Below are 15769 nucleotides of genomic sequence, written 5' to 3'. Positions count from 1 at the left end.
GCTTCAAGGAAAGATCCATGCACGGTTCAATCAAACAGTTCGCACGTCATTGCCTCGCCGGGGCGCTGCTCTCGGCGCTGGCCTTCAATGCCCAGGCCAAGGCCTTGCCCGGTGCGCCGGCGCCGTTCGATAAAGGTCAGGTACAGATCGCGCTGGTGGGCTATCTGTTCTCCGGGGATTTCCCTGAAGCCTATCTGCGCGGGGTGGAGAAACAGACCGAAGCGCTGGGCGCCAACCTGCGGGTGTTCGACGCGCGGCAACAGGCGGCCAGTCAGGGCGAGATGATCGATCAGGCCGCCGACCTCGGTGTCGACGGGATCATCGTGCAATTGGGGCTCGCGGAAACCCTCAAAGGGCCAATTGATCGGGCCCTCGCCAAAGGCATCAAGGTCGTCGCGTTCGACGTCGATCTGAACACGCCGCAAGTGACTCAGGTCGAGCAGGATCACCATGCACTGGCGCGACTGGCACTCGATCAAGCGGTCAAGGACAACGGCACCCGCTTCGACGCCGGGTATGTCTACATCAGCGGCTTCACGCCGATGGAGCGCCGCGACGAGATCTGGAGCCAGGTCAAGGCGAGCAATCCGGGGATCGTCGAGAAGGCGCGCTTCGGCACGCTCAATCCGCCGATTGCCAACTCGGTGGCGGATCAGGCCAGCGCCGTGTTGCGGGCCAATCCGGGGATCAGCGTGATTTTTGCGCCGTTCGACGAGTTCGCAAAAGGCGCGAAGATCGCCGTCGATGAGGCGGGTCTGAGCCGCAAAGTGAAGATCTACAGCGCCGACATTTCCACCGCCGACATCCAGATCATGAAAGAACCGGACAGCGCCTGGGCCGCCACCGCTGCGGTCAATCCGCAAGTCGCCGGGGCAATCAGTGTGCGCAGTCTGGCGATGCTGATTGCCGGGGAAAATCCGGGGCCCAAGGTGCTGGTGCCGCCGACCCTGATCACCCGTCAGCAACTGCTGGATCTGGACGTGAAAAACGTACGGGACCTGGGGCAGAAACTGCCGGCCTTCGGTGACACCGCCAATGTTGCGCGGGCACCGTGGATTCCCGTGGCGAACTGAGGAACCGACATGCACGACAAGGCTGCGCGCCTGCGCAAGAGCCGTTCGCCGAAAGCCGATGTGGCGCTGGGCGAACGGCTGCCGCCGGGGCAGGTGCTGACGGAGCGTTTTCCGATCCTGCACGAAGGTGAGGTGCCGGCCTATGACCTGGCGACGTGGTCGCTGCGCCTGTTTGGCAGCTTGGCCAACCCGGTCGAGCTGACCTACGCCGATCTGCAAGCGCTGCCGCAACGCTCGTTGCAATGCGACATTCATTGCGTGACACGCTGGTCGAAATTCGACACCCGCTGGAGCGGCGTGCACCTGCAAGATCTGTTGCAGGCCCTGGACATCCGGCCGACGTCGTCCTTCGTCATGGCCCACGCCGATCACGATTACCAGACCAACCTGCATCTCGATGACCTGCTGCACCCGGACAGCCTGCTGGCCACCCATTACGACGGTCAGCCGCTGACCGCGCAGCATGGCTGGCCGCTGCGGCTGGTGGTGGCGGGGCGGTACTTCTGGAAGAGCGCGAAATGGCTGCGCGGGCTCGAATTCACCGATCAGGAACAACCGGGCTTCTGGGAGCGCAACGGCTTTCATTTGCACGCCGATCCGTTCATTGAGCAGCGCTTCAGCGGCGACGCGCTGGACATTGCCGAAGATGCCTGGCGGGAAAAGGAATTCGACTGACGGCATCTAACTTCGCACCGAAAAAACACAGATTAATAACGCTCTCTACAACAACATGGAGTGCGTTTTCGTGCGTGATTAGTTGTTGGTTAGTTGGGTGTTCATGTTGTTGCGCAAACACAAGTGTTGCTCAGGCAACACTCCGTTCGTCGGGCATAACCTAAGCGTTATTGGTTCTTTTGCGGCGTGCGACCGCTCGTCTAGGATCGGTAAACAGGGGGTTCTACTAACTTTGGGGTTCTTGCGCTCTAACAGCCGATAGTTGCTCAACACACTTGGCTGCCTTTCTGAATATCAAAACTACAGCAGAAATTGCCGTGCACCGATTGCCGACACTTCATGATTCGGCAGCGGCCGGTTATTAACTGCGATTCAAGGAGCTGTCGCATGATTCACCGTTCGCGTTCATTACTCGCCATCGCTGTTGTCAGTGCAATCTGGCAACTTCCTGCGCAAGCCGAAGAGACTTCCGCGCGCGTCGACGATGACACACGGCTGGGCACCGTGCTGGTCACCGGCACCCGGGGCACCGCACGCACGGTGCTGGATTCGCCGGTGCCGGTGGATGTGCTGACCGCCGAGGACCTGAAGACCGCCGGCGCCAGTGGCGGCGAGCTGGGCCAGGCGTTGCAGACGCTGTTGCCGTCGTTCAGTTTTCCGCGCCAGTCCAATTCCGGCGGCGCCGACCACGTGCGCGCCGCGCAGCTTCGCGGCATGAGCCCGGATCAGGTGCTGGTGCTGGTCAACGGCAAGCGCCGTCACACCTCGGCGGTGGTCAACGACTCGTCGAAAATCGGTCGCGGCACGGCGCCGGTGGACTTCAACTCGATCCCGATCAGCGCGATCAAACGCATCGAAGTGCTGCGTGACGGCGCCGGTGCGCAGTACGGCTCCGACGCGATTGCCGGGGTGATCAACATCATCCTCGACGACGCCCCCGAAGGCGGCGAAGTGTCCACCAGCTACGGCGCCTACCACACCCACCAGGACGCCATCGGCAAAACCACCACCGACGGCCAGAACAGCGTGACCACCGCCAAGATCGGCACGCGGCTGGGTGAGGAGGGCGGGTTCATTCGCGGCGGTACCGAGTACAAGGATCGCAACCCGACCAACCGCGCCGGCTACGACGGTTTCGCCGACACCCCGGGCCAGCGCAACTACGTGATGGGCGACGGCGTGGCGCGGGACGTCAACGCCTGGTTCAACGGCGAATTGCCGCTGGCCGGCGGCAAGGCCTACAGCTTCGGCACCTACAACGAACGCCACACCACCGGCGCCGAGTTCTATCGCTACCCGTCCGAGCAGCCGCAGTTCTACCCTAACGGCTACTTGCCGCAATCGCTGGGCGACAACACCGACATCTCCGCTACCGCCGGCTACAAGGGCCTGATCGGCGACGACTGGGATTTCGACAGCAGCGTCACCCACGGTCGCAACCGCTTCGAATCGGCAACCCGTCGCACCCTCAACGTCAGCCTCGGCGCGGACTCGCCGACCCGCTTCGACACCGGCGATTACGAGTTGCGCCAGACCACCACCAACCTGGATTTCAGCCGTGAATTGCGCCTCGGCGGTCGCTCGTTCGTGCTGGCGCTGGGCGGCGAATATCGCTACGAAAATTACCTGACGTTTGCCGGAGACGAAGCCTCCTACATCGGCTCCGGGGCCGATGGCGCCAACGGTCTGCGCCCGAGCGAAGAGTCGGATCTGGATCGCAACGTGTTTGGCACTTACGCCGAATTGTCCGGTGATCTCACCGACCGTTTCTTCGTCGATGCCGCCACACGCTGGGAACATTACGACGACGCCGGCAGCAAACTCACCGGCAAGCTCAGCGGTCGCTACAAGCTGACCGAACAATGGGCGTTGCGCGGTGCGGTGTCGAACAACTTCCGCGCGCCGTCGCTGGCCCAGAGCGGCTTCCAGAACACCACCAGCAACTTCGGCGACGGCGGCACGCTCACCGATATCCGCGTGCTGTCGGTCAACGATCCGATTGCCCGTGCCCTGGGCGCAGAAAAACTCGATCCGGAAACCTCGAAGAACTTCAGCCTCGGCCTGACGTTCCAGTTGAACGAACGCTTCGATGCGTCGCTCGACGTGTTCCGCATCGACGTCAAAGACCGCATCACCCTGTCGCAGCGAATCGGCAGCGACGCGCTGGAAAGCTACATCAACGACAACTTCGGCGTGGCGGGCGTGCACGATGTCAACTTCTTCACCAACGCCGCCGACACCAGCACCGACGGCGCCGAACTGGTGCTCAACTACCATCAGCCGTTCTACGACGGGCAACTGGGGCTGACCACCGCGTACACCTACAACCACACCAAGGTCACCAGCACCAAGGGCACGCCGTCGCAGCTGACCGCCTTAGGGATCGGCAATGACGCGCTGGTCGGCGTCGAGGAACGCAACACCCTGACCGACGCCGCGCCCAAGGATCGCTTCGTGTTTTCCGCCAACTGGACCAGCGAACACTGGGGCCTGCTCGGGCGTCTGACCCGTCAGGGCGAGACCACTCGGGTGTTCGATTTCGGCGACTCGCAGCCTGAGCAAACCTACGGCGCGGTGTGGCAGCTGGACGCCGAGGTGACCTACAAATTCACCCCGAAATTCAGCATCGCCCTGGGTGGCAACAACCTGACCGATAACTACCCGGAACGCTCCGGCTCGGCCATCAACTACGGCGGCAACCTGCCGTACGACGTGCTCTCGCCGATCGGCACCAACGGCGCTTATTACTACGCCACCGCCACTTACGGCTTCTGAGTCTTTTCCGCCATGGATGGCGGATCATCAGCGGGAACCTTCATGACTCAATCCAATGGCCCCAAGCGGCACCTGCCGGTGTTCCAGGCATTGCTGATCACGCTGGGCATGGTCATCACCACCGACATTCTCAAAACCGCGCCGACCGTTGCCTTGAACGTCGGGCCGGAACATTTCTATTGGGTCTGGGTGCTCGGCGGACTGGCGTCGATGGCCGGGGCCTTGTGCTTTGCCGAGATGGCCACCGCGTTCCCGCATCCGGGCGGTGACTATCATTTCCTGCGCACCGCTTATGGCGAGCGTATGGGTTTCCTGTTTGCCTGGTCGCGATTCTCGGTGATGCACACCGGGTGGATCGCGTTGTCGGCGTTCATGTTTGCCGACTACTTCAATGCGGTCGTGCCGTTGGGGCATTACGGATCAGGGGTGTTTGCCGGTGCGATCATTGCTGCGTTGGTGCTGCTGAATCTGACGGGCAAGCACATTGGTTTCATGACTCAGACGGTGTTGGTCGGGCTGCTTGCTCTCGGGTTCCTGAGCATTGCCAGCGCCGGAGTCTGGCTGGCGTGGCAAGGGATCGAACCAACGCTGCCCAGCGATCCGGTGGTGCCCGAACACACGGGCGCGGCGGGATTTTCAGCGGCGATGATCTTCGTGTTTCTGGCCTTCGGCGGCTGGAGCGATGCGGCGACGTTATCGGCTGAAGTGCGCGACGGTCGACGTGGCATCTTCATCGCCATGCTCGGTGCGCTGACAGTGCTGATGGCGATCTATCTGGCGCTGAACTGGGCGTTCGTCCAGGGGTTGGGATTCGAAGGCCTGGCGGCGAGCAACGCGCCGGCGGTGGAATTGTTGAACCGCGCCTTCGGTGCCCCGGGCGTGCTGCTGATCCTGCTGATGGTTGGCATCGCGGCCATCGCCACTATCAACTCAACCTTGCTGGTCGGCGCCCGCACGACCTACGCCGCCGCCCGCGATGTGCCGCAACTGCGACGATTTGGCGAATGGGACGAGCGTGACGGTGTACCGCGCAAGGCGTTGCTGGCGGAGGGGGCGGTGGCGTTGGTGTTGGTGGTGTTTGGCAGTTTTACCCAGAGCGGTTTCAACACCATGGTCGAGTATCTGACGCCGGTGTACTGGCTGTTTCTGAGTTTGAGCAGTCTCGCGTTGATCATTCTGCGCAGGCGCTTTCCTGAGGTGCCCCGGCCGGTGAGGGTGCCGCTTTATCCGGTTTTGCCGCTGTTGTTCTTCGGGCTGTGCGTGTACATGCTGTATTCCAGTGTGACGGTGGTTGGTTTCGGCGCTTTTCTGGGGATTGGGGTGTTGCTGGTGGGGGCGTTCTTGCTGGCCGGGTTGAGCCGCCTGGTGTCGACACCTCGGCAGGCTCTGCAAAAGACCTCGGATCAGAAGGACACCGCCGCCGGCTGAGACAACCGCAGCACCGACAAATCCCCCGTAATCCGCTTATACGCCAAACGAATCGCCTCAATGTCACTCTCACGCTTCGGCCCGCTTTCGTGCAGGATCACGATCACCTTGGTCGCCAGCCGCTCGGGCACTTTCGCGTCGTGGTCTTTCCACTGCCCATACGCATCCAACACACTGAACCCGTCCGGGAACCGCGTCGTCACTTCCTGATCGAGAAACTCGCGCCAGCGCGCCGGGCTCACCACACCTTCCTTGCCTTCCAGCGGCCCCACCGAGAAGTACAACTCGGTGCGCACCCACTGCGCCTGCGCCGGTCGTGTGGCATCGCCTTGCAGTGTGGAACTTGCGGGATCCTTGGTATGCACGGAAACCGGAGGAGGGCTGGCACACCCGGCGACCGCCAGGAACAGTGCTGCCAGTAGTAAACGTTGCGGCATGGAACTTCCTTATTGTTAAGAACTGTCCCGAATTATAGAGGGGAGGGTTAATAGCAATAAAAGATTAAAAAGTGGATCGTTGCTGAACTAATGGAATAAGCAAACACAGTGAAAATAATGCCCGCTGGTTAGAACGATTATTTCTTTAAGTTATTTGCTTGGTGTTGGATCGCATATCCATGACATTCAAAAACCTGCTTCCGCATTTGCCGGATCTGTCATGGCGTCTACTCTGCTGCTGCAACGGTTCAAGTCGCACGGAACGCTGCACTTGAAGCGTTTGAGCAGCACTTTTTGCTGCTCGATGGACAGCTTGTTGCGGATTTCCCAATCCTTAGAATCCGCTCCATCAACTTCTCATCCAGTTCTTAATCCTCAGGGAGCTACACCATGATGAACGCCATGCAGATGCAAATGCCGATGAACGCCAACATGCCGATGATGCCGATGACGGGCATGCCGATGATGATGGCGACCATGAGCTGCGACATGATGGACGACGGCATGATGTGCAAGATGATGCCGGCCGCTGGCATGGACATGGCCATGTTCAAGAACAGCGCTGAAATGATGCAGATGATGATGGACTGCGGCATGCCGATGATGATGCATTGCGGCAACATGAGCATGATGTGCATGTCCCCGGCGGTCATGGCCATGCCGATGATGAACATGATGATGCCAATGCCGATGATGGGCATGCCGATGCCATCGATGAAGTGCGTGATGGAATGCACCATGATGGCCGACTGCATGATGTGCAAAATCATGCCGATGCCGGGCATGAACATGGACATGATGAAGAACTGCTGCGCCCTGATGATGAAGATGATGAACGACTGCAGCATGCCGATGATGATGAGCTGCAACGGCATGCCGATGATGTGCTGCACCTGCTGATTTTCGCCAGCGCATGAAAAAGCCCGACCGGGAGATTCCCGGTCGGGCTTTTTGTTGTCTGTTTGTCAGTCCAGGCGTTCGGGGTAAGTGACCACCAGATACGCCACCGCTTCACTGTCGGCGGGGTTGCGGTAACGATGGGGCTGGTCGGCGTAAAATAGAATCGAGTCGCCCGTCGACAGCAGATAGCGCTCGTCGTTGACGCTGATCTCCAGCACGCCCTGAGCCACCACCAGATTTTCCTGGACGCCGGGGCCGTGGCCTTCGGATTGATCTTCGCCCAAGGGGCTCAGGCGCAGTTCATAGAATTCCGACTGGCGCGCCACATCAAAGGGAAACAGCGCGCGGCTGACAAAGGCGCCACTGGCACTGACCAGCCGCTTGCTCTGGCTCGCCGACAACACGGCCACGCCTTCAAACGCGCGATGTTCGAGAAACGCCGCCACCGACACCTTCAAACCCTTGGCGATTTTGCACAGCACCTTGATCGACGGCACGCTGCGCCCGGATTCGATCTGCGCCAGCATCGCCCGGCTCACGCCACACTGGCGGGCGAGGGCATCGAGCGACAGATGCCGCTTGCCGCGCAGACGTTGCAGGTTCTGCGCGACACGTTCACAGATCGGGTCTTCTTCCAGGGAATCGAGGTTGTTCAGGTCCACCACAGGTTCATCGGCGCTCGCCAGAAAGCGCGAGGGTTCACGCGCGTTCACGCTTGACGCGTCTCGCCGGAACGAGCGGCCTGCACCCACTGCCAAGCCTGATAACCGGCATTGCGCGCATACATTTCCCACATCAGCCGGGCCTGTTGCTGGGCGTGGCGGCGTTTGCGGTAGACGGCGAAGTCGATCAGGTTGTCAGTTGGTTTCATGGCGCACTTCACTGTGTTCAATGACGGGATGAGGTGAGAGTACGCCGAGATTTTTATAACGATAAATACTGATTGTTTATTTATTAATTCTTTCTGGTTATTTGCTGGTTTGTCACATCGGGGAGAATGCATTCAACAGAAAGTCCCGCACATACACCCGGCTCGGACTCTGCAACGCGCTCTTGCGCCACACCAGGTACAGCACGTTGACCGGCGCTTCAGCCGGTACGGTCGGGGAAATCAGGCGGCCATCGGCAATCGCATCGGCACATTGATAATCCGGCAGGACCGTCCAGCCGTGGCCACCGATGGCGAGGTCTTTGATGATCCGCAGATCCGGAATGGTCAGCGACGCTTGCAGTTGCGGGGCGATCTGGAACATCGACGACCACAGCGGGCGCACCAGGGCGAGGTCTTCGTCGAAGGCAATCAACGGCACCTGGGTCAGTTGCTCCTGAGTCGGGTGTTGGCCCAAGCGATCCAGCAGGCTCGGCGCGTAGACCAGCAGCATGCGTTCGGTCAGCAGATGGGCGAACCCATGGGTCTGTTCGTCGGGCAGGGAAGCGGTGATTGCGAAATCGATCTGTTTTGATTCGAGCATTTCGTAGATGCGCTTTTTCGTGCCGGTGTGAAAACGCAGCAGGAATCCTTCATCCATCAACGGTGCGAGGCGGGCGGCGACTTGCGAGTGAATGAAATCCGAAGGGCCGACCAGATGAATCGTGCCGCCCTTGAGCAGGCCGGGGCGCAGCGAGGCGATCTTGTTTTCCAGACCGTCCAGGTAAGGCGCGACCGAGCGGGCCAGCTCATCGGCGGCTTCGGTCGGCTCGACACCTCGTGGCAGTCGATGGAACAGCGGTTTGCCCACCAGCGCTTCCACAGCCTGGACGTGCATCGAAGCCGCCGGCTGGGTGATGCCCAGATGCTCGGCAGCTTTGGAAAACGACCTGGCGCGGTAGGCTTCGAGGAAGGTTCGCAGGTGCGTGAGATGGCTCATGGGTTGGCGATGTCCGGGGGCTGAATCTGGTTTTTACCATGGCGGGCGGCAGGCGTGCTCGCCTCGGGAAAACGCCGTTGCAGCGTTTCCCGAAGCAAGGTTCGTCAGGCGTTGTCAGCCGGACGATAACGCGGCGCGGAGCTCGCGGACATCTGCCCGAGAATCAGCAGCAGGCCCAGTGCCGAAACCACGGCGCCGGTGAGGCCGACATAGCTCAGGCCTATCTGGCTGATTGTCACGCCACCGGCCACCGAACCGAGGGCAATGCCGGAGTTGAACCCGGCAATGTTCAGGCCGGCAGCGACGCCGTGGGCGTGAGGCGCATGCTGTTCGGCAATCCCGATCAGTCTCGCCTGCAAGGCCGGTACGGCCGCGAAGCTGAACATTCCGAGCAACGCCACCAGCACACCCATCAACACCGACGATCCGGAAAACGCCCACATGCCCGCGGTGACCAGCGCAATGCCGGCAATCAGCGTGGCGCTCGCGCGGTCGACGCCCCAGGCGTCGGTGAGTTTGCCGCCGAGCACGTTGCCGATCGCAGCCATCACGCCGTACAGCAACATGAACACGCCGACGGTGGCGGCGGTGGTGCCGGTGACATCCGTCAGCACCGGAGCGATGTAGGTGTAGGCCACAAACGAGCCGGCGTAACCGAGCACCGTGACCAGCGCACCGGCCAGCAGCTTGCGATTGAACAATGCCTTGAGACTGTCGAGGGCCGAACCGCTGTCGGCGGCGGTCGGCAGTGGATCGCGCATGCCGAACAGCAAGCCGAAGAAGCCGATCGCACCGAACAGCGCAATGGCGGCCAACACCAGACGCCACGACATCACGCCGCCCAGATAGGTGCTGATCGGCACGCCGATGGCCATGGCCAGCGTAAAACCACCAAACACCACGGCGACCGCGCTGCCTGCTCGGCCGGGACCCGCCAGGCGCGCGGCGGTGCTCGACGCCACGGCGAGGAACAAACCGTGGCCCATACCGGCGATAAAACGGGCGATCAGCATCAGCGTCAGGGTGCTGGAAAACGCCGCCGCCAGACTGCCGGCGCTGAACACCAATGCGGTGGCGAGCATTACGTTCTTGCGTGACCAACTGGCGGTCAGTGCGCTGAAGATCGGTGCGGCAACGGTAGCGCCCAAGGCATAGGCAGTGATGGTCGCGCCGGTGGCCTCGACGTTAACGCCGAGACTTTGCGCCATCACCTCGGTCAGGCCGATCGGCACGAATTCAGCGAGCCCGAGGGCGAAGGCGCTGAGGGTGAAGATGTAAATGACAAATGGCATGGGAGCCTCTCGCAAGTGGACGATGGCGAGAGGCTAGGGATTGCGTATCTATAAATGAAATTCTGTTTTTGGCGTGCAGGTATAAAAATATTGATGGGTCTTCAGCAAGCGCAAAAAAAGGCGCGTGAGTTTTTGACTCACGCGCCTTTGGGTTCATTTGCTGGCGTTCAACACAATCCGGTACCGCGCCTTGCCGCTGCGCAGATGATCAACCGCTTCATTGACTTTGCTCATCGGAAACTCCTCCACCTGCGGCAGGATCTGATGCCGCGCGCAGAACTCCAGCATGGTCGCCGCCGTGGCAGGCGAGCCGACCGGGGAGGCTGACAGGGATTTCTGTTGAGGGATGAGATTGAATACGTGCACCGGAATCGCGTCGGGCACGATGCCGACGAAGTGCAGCCGGCCCTTGCCGCGCAGGGTGGCGAGCATGGCCGTCCAGTCGAGGTTGGCGTTGGCGGTGATCAGCAGGAAGTCGAGGGTGCCGGCAATCGCTTTCAGCGCTTCGCTGTCGGTGGAGGCGACGACTTTGTGGGCACCGAGGCGTTTGGCTTCGTCCTGTTTGTTCAGGGAAGAGGTGAACGCGGTAACGTCGCAACCCCAGGCATTGAGAAAGCGCAGCGCCAGGTGACCGAGCCCGCCGATGCCCACCACGCCGACCCGGTCGGTCGGCTTGATGTCGAATTCCACCAGCGGATTGAAGACCGTGGAGCCGGCGCAGAACAGCGGGCCGGCGAGGGCCGGGTCGAGGTTGTCCGGGAGTTTCAGCGCCCACGCCCAGTGAGTGCGCAGCCGATCGGCGAATCCGCCATGGCTGCCGATGATCGTCGGTTTGGCGGTGGCGCAAAGGTGATGGGAGCCACCGATGCAGGACGAGCAATGCATGCAGCTGCCCTTGTACCAGCCGATCCCCACACGCTGGCCGACTTCCAGGCCGCGCACCTGCGGGCCTGTGCGCACGATGCGGCCGACCACTTCATGGCCGGGAATGAACGGGTATTGGCTGATGCCCCAGTCGTTGTCGATCAGCGACTGGTCGGAGTGACAGACGCCGCAGTACTCCACGGCGACTTCGACTTCTTCATCCCCCAGCGGGCCGGGGTCGTAACTGAAGCGCTCCAGCGGCGCGCCGGCCGAGGTGGCGGCCCAGCCGGTGAATGTCGTGGGTTCGGTGTTATTGCTCATGGGACACCTCCAGGTCTGGCGCTGCGGGCGCAGCCTGAAGAGTCTAGCGTGTCATCAAGCGGGCGCTAGCCAGGTGTTCAGCACGCGCCGGTCGAGCTCTTCCCAATCCGCCATGCCCAGCACTCGGGTGGTATTGAGGCCGCGCAGATAACCGCGCAACTGATTGGCCACGGCCCGCACCGACTCTGAATCGTTCGCTGACTGGCCCAGCACGGTTTCGTATTCGACCAGGTATTCGGCCACCCGGTCGCGGAATTCGGGCAGGACGGCATCGCGGATCAGATCAAAGGTTCGCACGGGTAATCCTCATCTGTTTTCGTTGTGATTGAGTGTGCAGCAGTCTGCACGCCGCGCAACTATTGGTTCAAGTAATAGTGACCATCAAGAAACGCAAGTTCTGCTTTGGCGCCGATGGGCGGAAAATCGCCTCCATCGAACACGCCGCTGAAGGAATTGCGCGATGAAGACTTTGACCCGACTGGCTGTAGTCGCCCTGCTGATGGGCGGGGTGGCCGCCACCGTAGCCCCGGCTTACGCAGACGACGCCAAATCGTGCCATTTTCTGCCCGTCGCCGGCAGCAGCGCCGCGCTGCAGCACTCGCAAACCGTCGGTGTGCTGTACAGCGAAAACACCCTGGACAACCTGCAATACCTCGAGCGTTACCACGATGTGGCGGTGAACGGTGCCAAGGATGCGCTCGATGCGCGGATCCGTGACGCCTTCGTCGACAGCTCCGATCCGGAACTGGCCATCGACTGGCTGATGAGTTCGCTGCAACAACAGTTTCTCTCGGTGACCGTCTACGACAGCCTCGATGCGCTGGTGCAGGCTCATCCGGACGTGGTGGTGATGCTCGACACTCACAACCGTCTGCTGACCCAACGCAACAGTCAGGTCGAAGCGCGGTTCGCCGCACGCTTCTACGACGCCAACCTGCAATACATCGGCAAGGCCGAAGGCGCGGTGGAGAAGCAACTGCCGTCAGTGTGGGTACACAACAAGGCAGCGCCCGAAATCGCTGCCGGGATCGAACAGCAGCGCGACCTGCAACTGAGTGCCTTGAAGCAGTTCGATGACTCGCTCAAAGCCTTGGTAAGTGCAGGCTGAACACCTAAAGCAAAACGGCAACGGCAGTGCCCGTGACACTGAACGTTGCCGAAGAACCGAACTTTTTATTTTCAGGATTTTATCCATGCGTGCCTTTTTTATCCCTGCCATGGCTTCTGCCAGTTTGTTGCTGACCGCCTGCGCTTCTGCGCCAAACGACCCGACGCTGACCCTGCAGACGCACAAGACGCCCGCCCAGTACGCCGAATGCGTGGTGCCGAAACTGCAGGGCAGTGCGCTGAACCCGACGGTTTCGCAGACCCAGCGCAGCTACCGGATCGTGGTGCCGAGCAAGGTGGCGGCGGACAACGTCCTGGAAGCCTACAAGGCACAGGACGGCGGCAAGGTGTTTTTATATGAGCGCCACTTGCTGGCGTCGAGTTTCCTGCCGTCGAGTTTTGAACGGGCTGCCCAGGAGTGCCTGTAACGCCTGACGGTTAACGCTTTTGACGATGCTCCTTTGGTTGGCCGCAACCAACCAATTCTTTGCCCCGCACCTTGCGGGGCTTTTTTTGCCCGGCGTTTGGCGCAGTCGGCGCTACGCTGGATAGCGGAAAAGGTTTTCGGGAGAACAAGGATATGAAGAAGGACTGCAGCGGCGCGGCGACTGAGAATCCCTCTGCGCTGATCGATGCAAGAATCAAGGAACTGAATGACTGGCGTGGCCAGAAGCTGGCCGAGATCCGCGCGATCATTCATGAGGCTGACCCGGAGGTCGTCGAGGAGTGGAAGTGGCGCGGCGTTCCGGTCTGGTCACACAACGGCATCATCTGCACCGGGGAAACCTACAAGGCCGTGGTGAAAATGACTTTTGCCAAAGGCGCGGCGATGGAGGATCCGTCAGGACTGTTCAATGCCAGTCTGGAAGGCAATACCCGGCGGGCGATTGATGTTCACGAAGACGACAAGATCGATGCCAAGGCTCTGAAAGCGCTGGTGCGTTCGGCGATTACGTTGAATTCAAAGAAGTGATTTGCCGTTGAGGCGGAGGTGACGCGGAGGAGGGTGAAACGAGGAAAAAATGGCAGGGGCGGCTGGATTCGAACCAACGCATGGCAGGATCAAAACCTGCTGCCTTACCGCTTGGCGACGCCCCTGTAGCTATTGGTTTCAGTCCCGGGAGGACCTCTGCAACAGTGGGCGGCACTTTACCAGCGCTCTTGCGATCTGTGAACCCCTGAAGCCAATAAATTTCAGGCAAAACAGCTACTTATTTCCCGGACGGTATCGCCGGTCAGGTTTTTCGGGCTTTTCAGCGATCGTCATGAAAACCGGCGCGACCGATGTAGCCCGAAAACCTGGCAAAGACCTGCCTCGACGAACCGATCAATTACCGTCCGCAACCTTGCGTTCGATTTCGTCGACCTTGCGTTGCAACTCCTCAGCGTTCTGCTCCTTGGTGCGGGTCGACGAGGGCGTGATGACCTCATCCACGCCGCGCGTGTCGTCGTCCGGGTCTTCAAGATCGCGTTTCACCACATTGACCGGTTTGCCGGACGTATCGGTAGGTGGGGCTTTACTGTCGTTGTTCATGGCGCTGACCTCCGTTGGCTTAAACGTTGGATGCAGCGCTTTGGCGCGAGTTCGAGTTTTTTAGCGGCAACCGTGCGGAAAACTGCGGAGCCGGGTTGATGAACCGCCGGAAGCTCACCGGCAACAAGCCGATTCTGTTCAGGCAACTAACCCCAGCAACAGCGTCGCCAGGATCACCGTCGAAGCGCCGCCGATACGGGTAGAGATCTGGGCAAAGGGCATCAGCGACATCCGGTTCGAGGCCGACAGGATCGCGACGTCGCCGGTGCCGCCCAGGCCGCTGTGGCAGCAGGTCACGATGGCCGATTCGATGGGGTACATCTTCATCAGATTGCCGATGAAAAAACCGGCGACGGTCATCGACACCACCACGCTGAGGCACACCAGCACATAGCCGATCGAAAACACCTTCACCACGCTGTCGAGCGGCACATACAACATTCCAAGGCCAATCATCACCGGCCAGATGAAGGCGGCGGAAACCAGTTTGTAGAAAGACTGCGCGCCTTTTTCCAGTTTCTCCGGCAGCACACGCACGTATTTGAACAGCACCGCCGCGAGAATCATCATCACCGGCCCCGGAATCCCGACGACCTTTTCCAGCAGGCCACCGAGGACGAAGAACGCACAGATGACCAGCACGCCAGCGCCCATGAGTCGCAGGTCGATGGCGGTGGCGGACTCATCCTTGACCTTGAATTTATCGTTTTCGACTTTCGACCGGATCAGGGCGCCTTCACCGTTGATGGCCGGGCGTTTCAGCGCCAGCCGCGCCAGGTAACCGGCGCAGATGATCGCTGCAATGTTGCCGACCACGGCCGCCGGGACCAGTTGCGCGACGTAGATGTCCGGCGTGCCGCCGAGGATCGTCGAATAGGCCAGGGACAGCGGCAGGATGCCTTCGCCGATGCCGCCGCCGATGATCGGCACGATGATGAAAAAGAACGTGTGGTAGACGCTGTAGCCGGCAAGTTTGCCGACAATCAGCCCGCTCGCGACGGCGGCCAGGGTGCCGGCCAGCAAGGGGATGAACATGCGGATCATGCCCTGGACCAGGATGAACCGGCTCATGCCCAGGATGCTGCCGACTACCAGGCTGGCGATCACGAAGTACAGGAAGTTGGCCTCCTTCATCAGCATTTTGGTCGCGTCGATCGTCGGCGCGCCGAAGAAGCCGTAGAACACCAGCACCGACGGCAACATCAGGCACAGAATGGCGCCGCCACCGATTTCCCGCAGGATCGGCAGACGCGAGCCCATCTGGCCGAAGAACACACCCATTGTCATGATCACGGCCAGACCGCCGATCATGTTCTTCGGCAGAAAACCGAGGTGGGCCGACAGAAACACGATCACGGCGATGCCGAGGAAGATCGGCAGCGGGATCACGCCGATCTCATAGCTGCACAGGCGCTGGATGAACCCGCCGGCGCGCGGGCCGTCGACGTTCAGGGATTGCTCAAGGGAGTCGCTCATGACGCATGTCCTCATGTTT

General features: G+C 60.8%; 17 protein-coding genes and 1 tRNA gene. 8 read left to right on the top strand and 10 right to left on the bottom strand.

The window, feature by feature from the left end; all coding sequences use genetic code 11:
• Positions 1-17: 17 nt before the first annotated feature.
• The 4 genes from CAF74_RS19975 to CAF74_RS19960 all read left to right on the top strand — a co-directional run bounded on the left by CAF74_RS19975 (position 18) and on the right by CAF74_RS19960 (position 5951).
• A complete protein-coding gene (locus CAF74_RS19975) occupies positions 18-1073 on the top strand; it encodes a substrate-binding domain-containing protein (RefSeq protein ID WP_085747489.1) in 1056 nt (351 codons plus the stop codon).
• A gap of 9 nt (positions 1074-1082) precedes the next feature.
• Positions 1083-1748 (top strand): sulfite oxidase-like oxidoreductase, encoded by a 666-nt coding sequence (locus tag CAF74_RS19970; protein WP_085747488.1) that lies wholly within the window; start codon positions 1083-1085, stop codon positions 1746-1748.
• Between the two features lie 387 nt (positions 1749-2135).
• A complete protein-coding gene (locus CAF74_RS19965) occupies positions 2136-4523 on the top strand; it encodes a TonB-dependent siderophore receptor (protein WP_085747487.1) in 2388 nt (795 codons plus the stop codon).
• Positions 4524-4565: 42 nt separating this feature from the next.
• Entirely contained in the window at positions 4566-5951 is a 1386-nt protein-coding gene (locus tag CAF74_RS19960; RefSeq protein WP_085747486.1) for an APC family permease, read from the top strand.
• Here CAF74_RS19960 and CAF74_RS19955 read toward each other — a convergent pair.
• Positions 5927-6388 carry a DUF3574 domain-containing protein gene (locus tag CAF74_RS19955; RefSeq protein WP_085747485.1) on the bottom strand — a complete coding sequence of 154 codons (462 nt, stop codon included), beginning with the start codon at positions 6386-6388 and terminating at the stop codon, positions 5927-5929. The two genes, CAF74_RS19960 and CAF74_RS19955, sit on opposite strands and share 25 nt — an antisense overlap.
• Before the next feature lie 390 nt (positions 6389-6778).
• Between CAF74_RS19955 and CAF74_RS29455 the strand changes: the two genes are divergently transcribed.
• Entirely contained in the window at positions 6779-7288 is a 510-nt protein-coding gene (locus CAF74_RS29455; RefSeq protein ID WP_085747484.1) for a hypothetical protein, read from the top strand.
• A 65-nt stretch (positions 7289-7353) separates the two neighbouring features.
• On the opposite strand, the gene CAF74_RS19945 is transcribed toward CAF74_RS29455, so the two are convergent.
• The 6 genes from CAF74_RS19945 to CAF74_RS19925 all read right to left on the bottom strand — a co-directional run bounded on the left by CAF74_RS19945 (position 7354) and on the right by CAF74_RS19925 (position 11930).
• On the bottom strand, positions 7354-7944 hold the full coding sequence (locus CAF74_RS19945) for a helix-turn-helix domain-containing protein (RefSeq protein ID WP_162130482.1): 591 nt from the start codon (positions 7942-7944) through the stop codon (positions 7354-7356).
• 53 nt (positions 7945-7997) lie between these two features.
• Positions 7998-8159 carry a hypothetical protein gene (locus CAF74_RS29280; protein ID WP_165369527.1) on the bottom strand — a complete coding sequence of 54 codons (162 nt, stop codon included), beginning with the start codon at positions 8157-8159 and terminating at the stop codon, positions 7998-8000.
• A gap of 112 nt (positions 8160-8271) precedes the next feature.
• On the bottom strand, positions 8272-9156 hold the full coding sequence (locus CAF74_RS19940; protein ID WP_085747482.1) for a LysR family transcriptional regulator: 885 nt from the start codon (positions 9154-9156) through the stop codon (positions 8272-8274).
• Positions 9157-9260: 104 nt separating this feature from the next.
• On the bottom strand, positions 9261-10448 hold the full coding sequence (locus tag CAF74_RS19935; RefSeq protein WP_085747481.1) for an MFS transporter: 1188 nt from the start codon (positions 10446-10448) through the stop codon (positions 9261-9263).
• A 153-nt stretch (positions 10449-10601) separates the two neighbouring features.
• Positions 10602-11633: an NAD(P)-dependent alcohol dehydrogenase gene (locus CAF74_RS19930; protein WP_085747480.1), complete on the bottom strand. Its 1032-nt coding sequence runs from the start codon at positions 11631-11633 to the stop codon at positions 10602-10604.
• A gap of 54 nt (positions 11634-11687) precedes the next feature.
• Positions 11688-11930: a hypothetical protein gene (locus tag CAF74_RS19925; protein WP_011333772.1), complete on the bottom strand. Its 243-nt coding sequence runs from the start codon at positions 11928-11930 to the stop codon at positions 11688-11690.
• 163 nt (positions 11931-12093) lie between these two features.
• Here CAF74_RS19925 and CAF74_RS19920 point away from each other — a divergent pair, with 163 nt between their 5' ends.
• From CAF74_RS19920 to CAF74_RS19910, 3 genes are all read left to right on the top strand, one after another.
• A complete protein-coding gene (locus CAF74_RS19920; protein WP_085747479.1) occupies positions 12094-12741 on the top strand; it encodes an ATPase in 648 nt (215 codons plus the stop codon).
• An 85-nt stretch (positions 12742-12826) separates the two neighbouring features.
• Positions 12827-13168, top strand: a complete 342-nt coding sequence (locus CAF74_RS19915; protein WP_085747478.1) for a hypothetical protein — start codon at positions 12827-12829, stop codon at positions 13166-13168.
• Positions 13169-13320: 152 nt separating this feature from the next.
• A complete protein-coding gene (locus CAF74_RS19910; RefSeq protein ID WP_085747477.1) occupies positions 13321-13713 on the top strand; it encodes a DUF1801 domain-containing protein in 393 nt (130 codons plus the stop codon).
• Positions 13714-13763: 50 nt separating this feature from the next.
• On the opposite strand, the gene CAF74_RS19905 is transcribed toward CAF74_RS19910, so the two are convergent.
• From CAF74_RS19905 to CAF74_RS19895, 3 genes are all read right to left on the bottom strand, one after another.
• Positions 13764-13838, bottom strand: a tRNA-Gln gene (locus CAF74_RS19905).
• Between the two features lie 229 nt (positions 13839-14067).
• Positions 14068-14274, bottom strand: coding sequence for a hypothetical protein (locus CAF74_RS19900; RefSeq protein ID WP_085747476.1), 207 nt, complete (start codon positions 14272-14274; stop codon positions 14068-14070).
• Positions 14275-14412: 138 nt separating this feature from the next.
• Positions 14413-15750 carry a 2-hydroxycarboxylate transporter family protein gene (locus tag CAF74_RS19895; RefSeq protein ID WP_085747475.1) on the bottom strand — a complete coding sequence of 446 codons (1338 nt, stop codon included), beginning with the start codon at positions 15748-15750 and terminating at the stop codon, positions 14413-14415.
• Positions 15751-15769 lie beyond the last annotated feature (19 nt).

The organism is Pseudomonas sp. R45(2017), assembly GCF_002112305.1.
In the GTDB taxonomy this organism is placed as follows: domain Bacteria; phylum Pseudomonadota; class Gammaproteobacteria; order Pseudomonadales; family Pseudomonadaceae; genus Aquipseudomonas; species Aquipseudomonas paraglycinae.
This window is presented reverse-complemented; position numbering and strand designations above follow the sequence as displayed.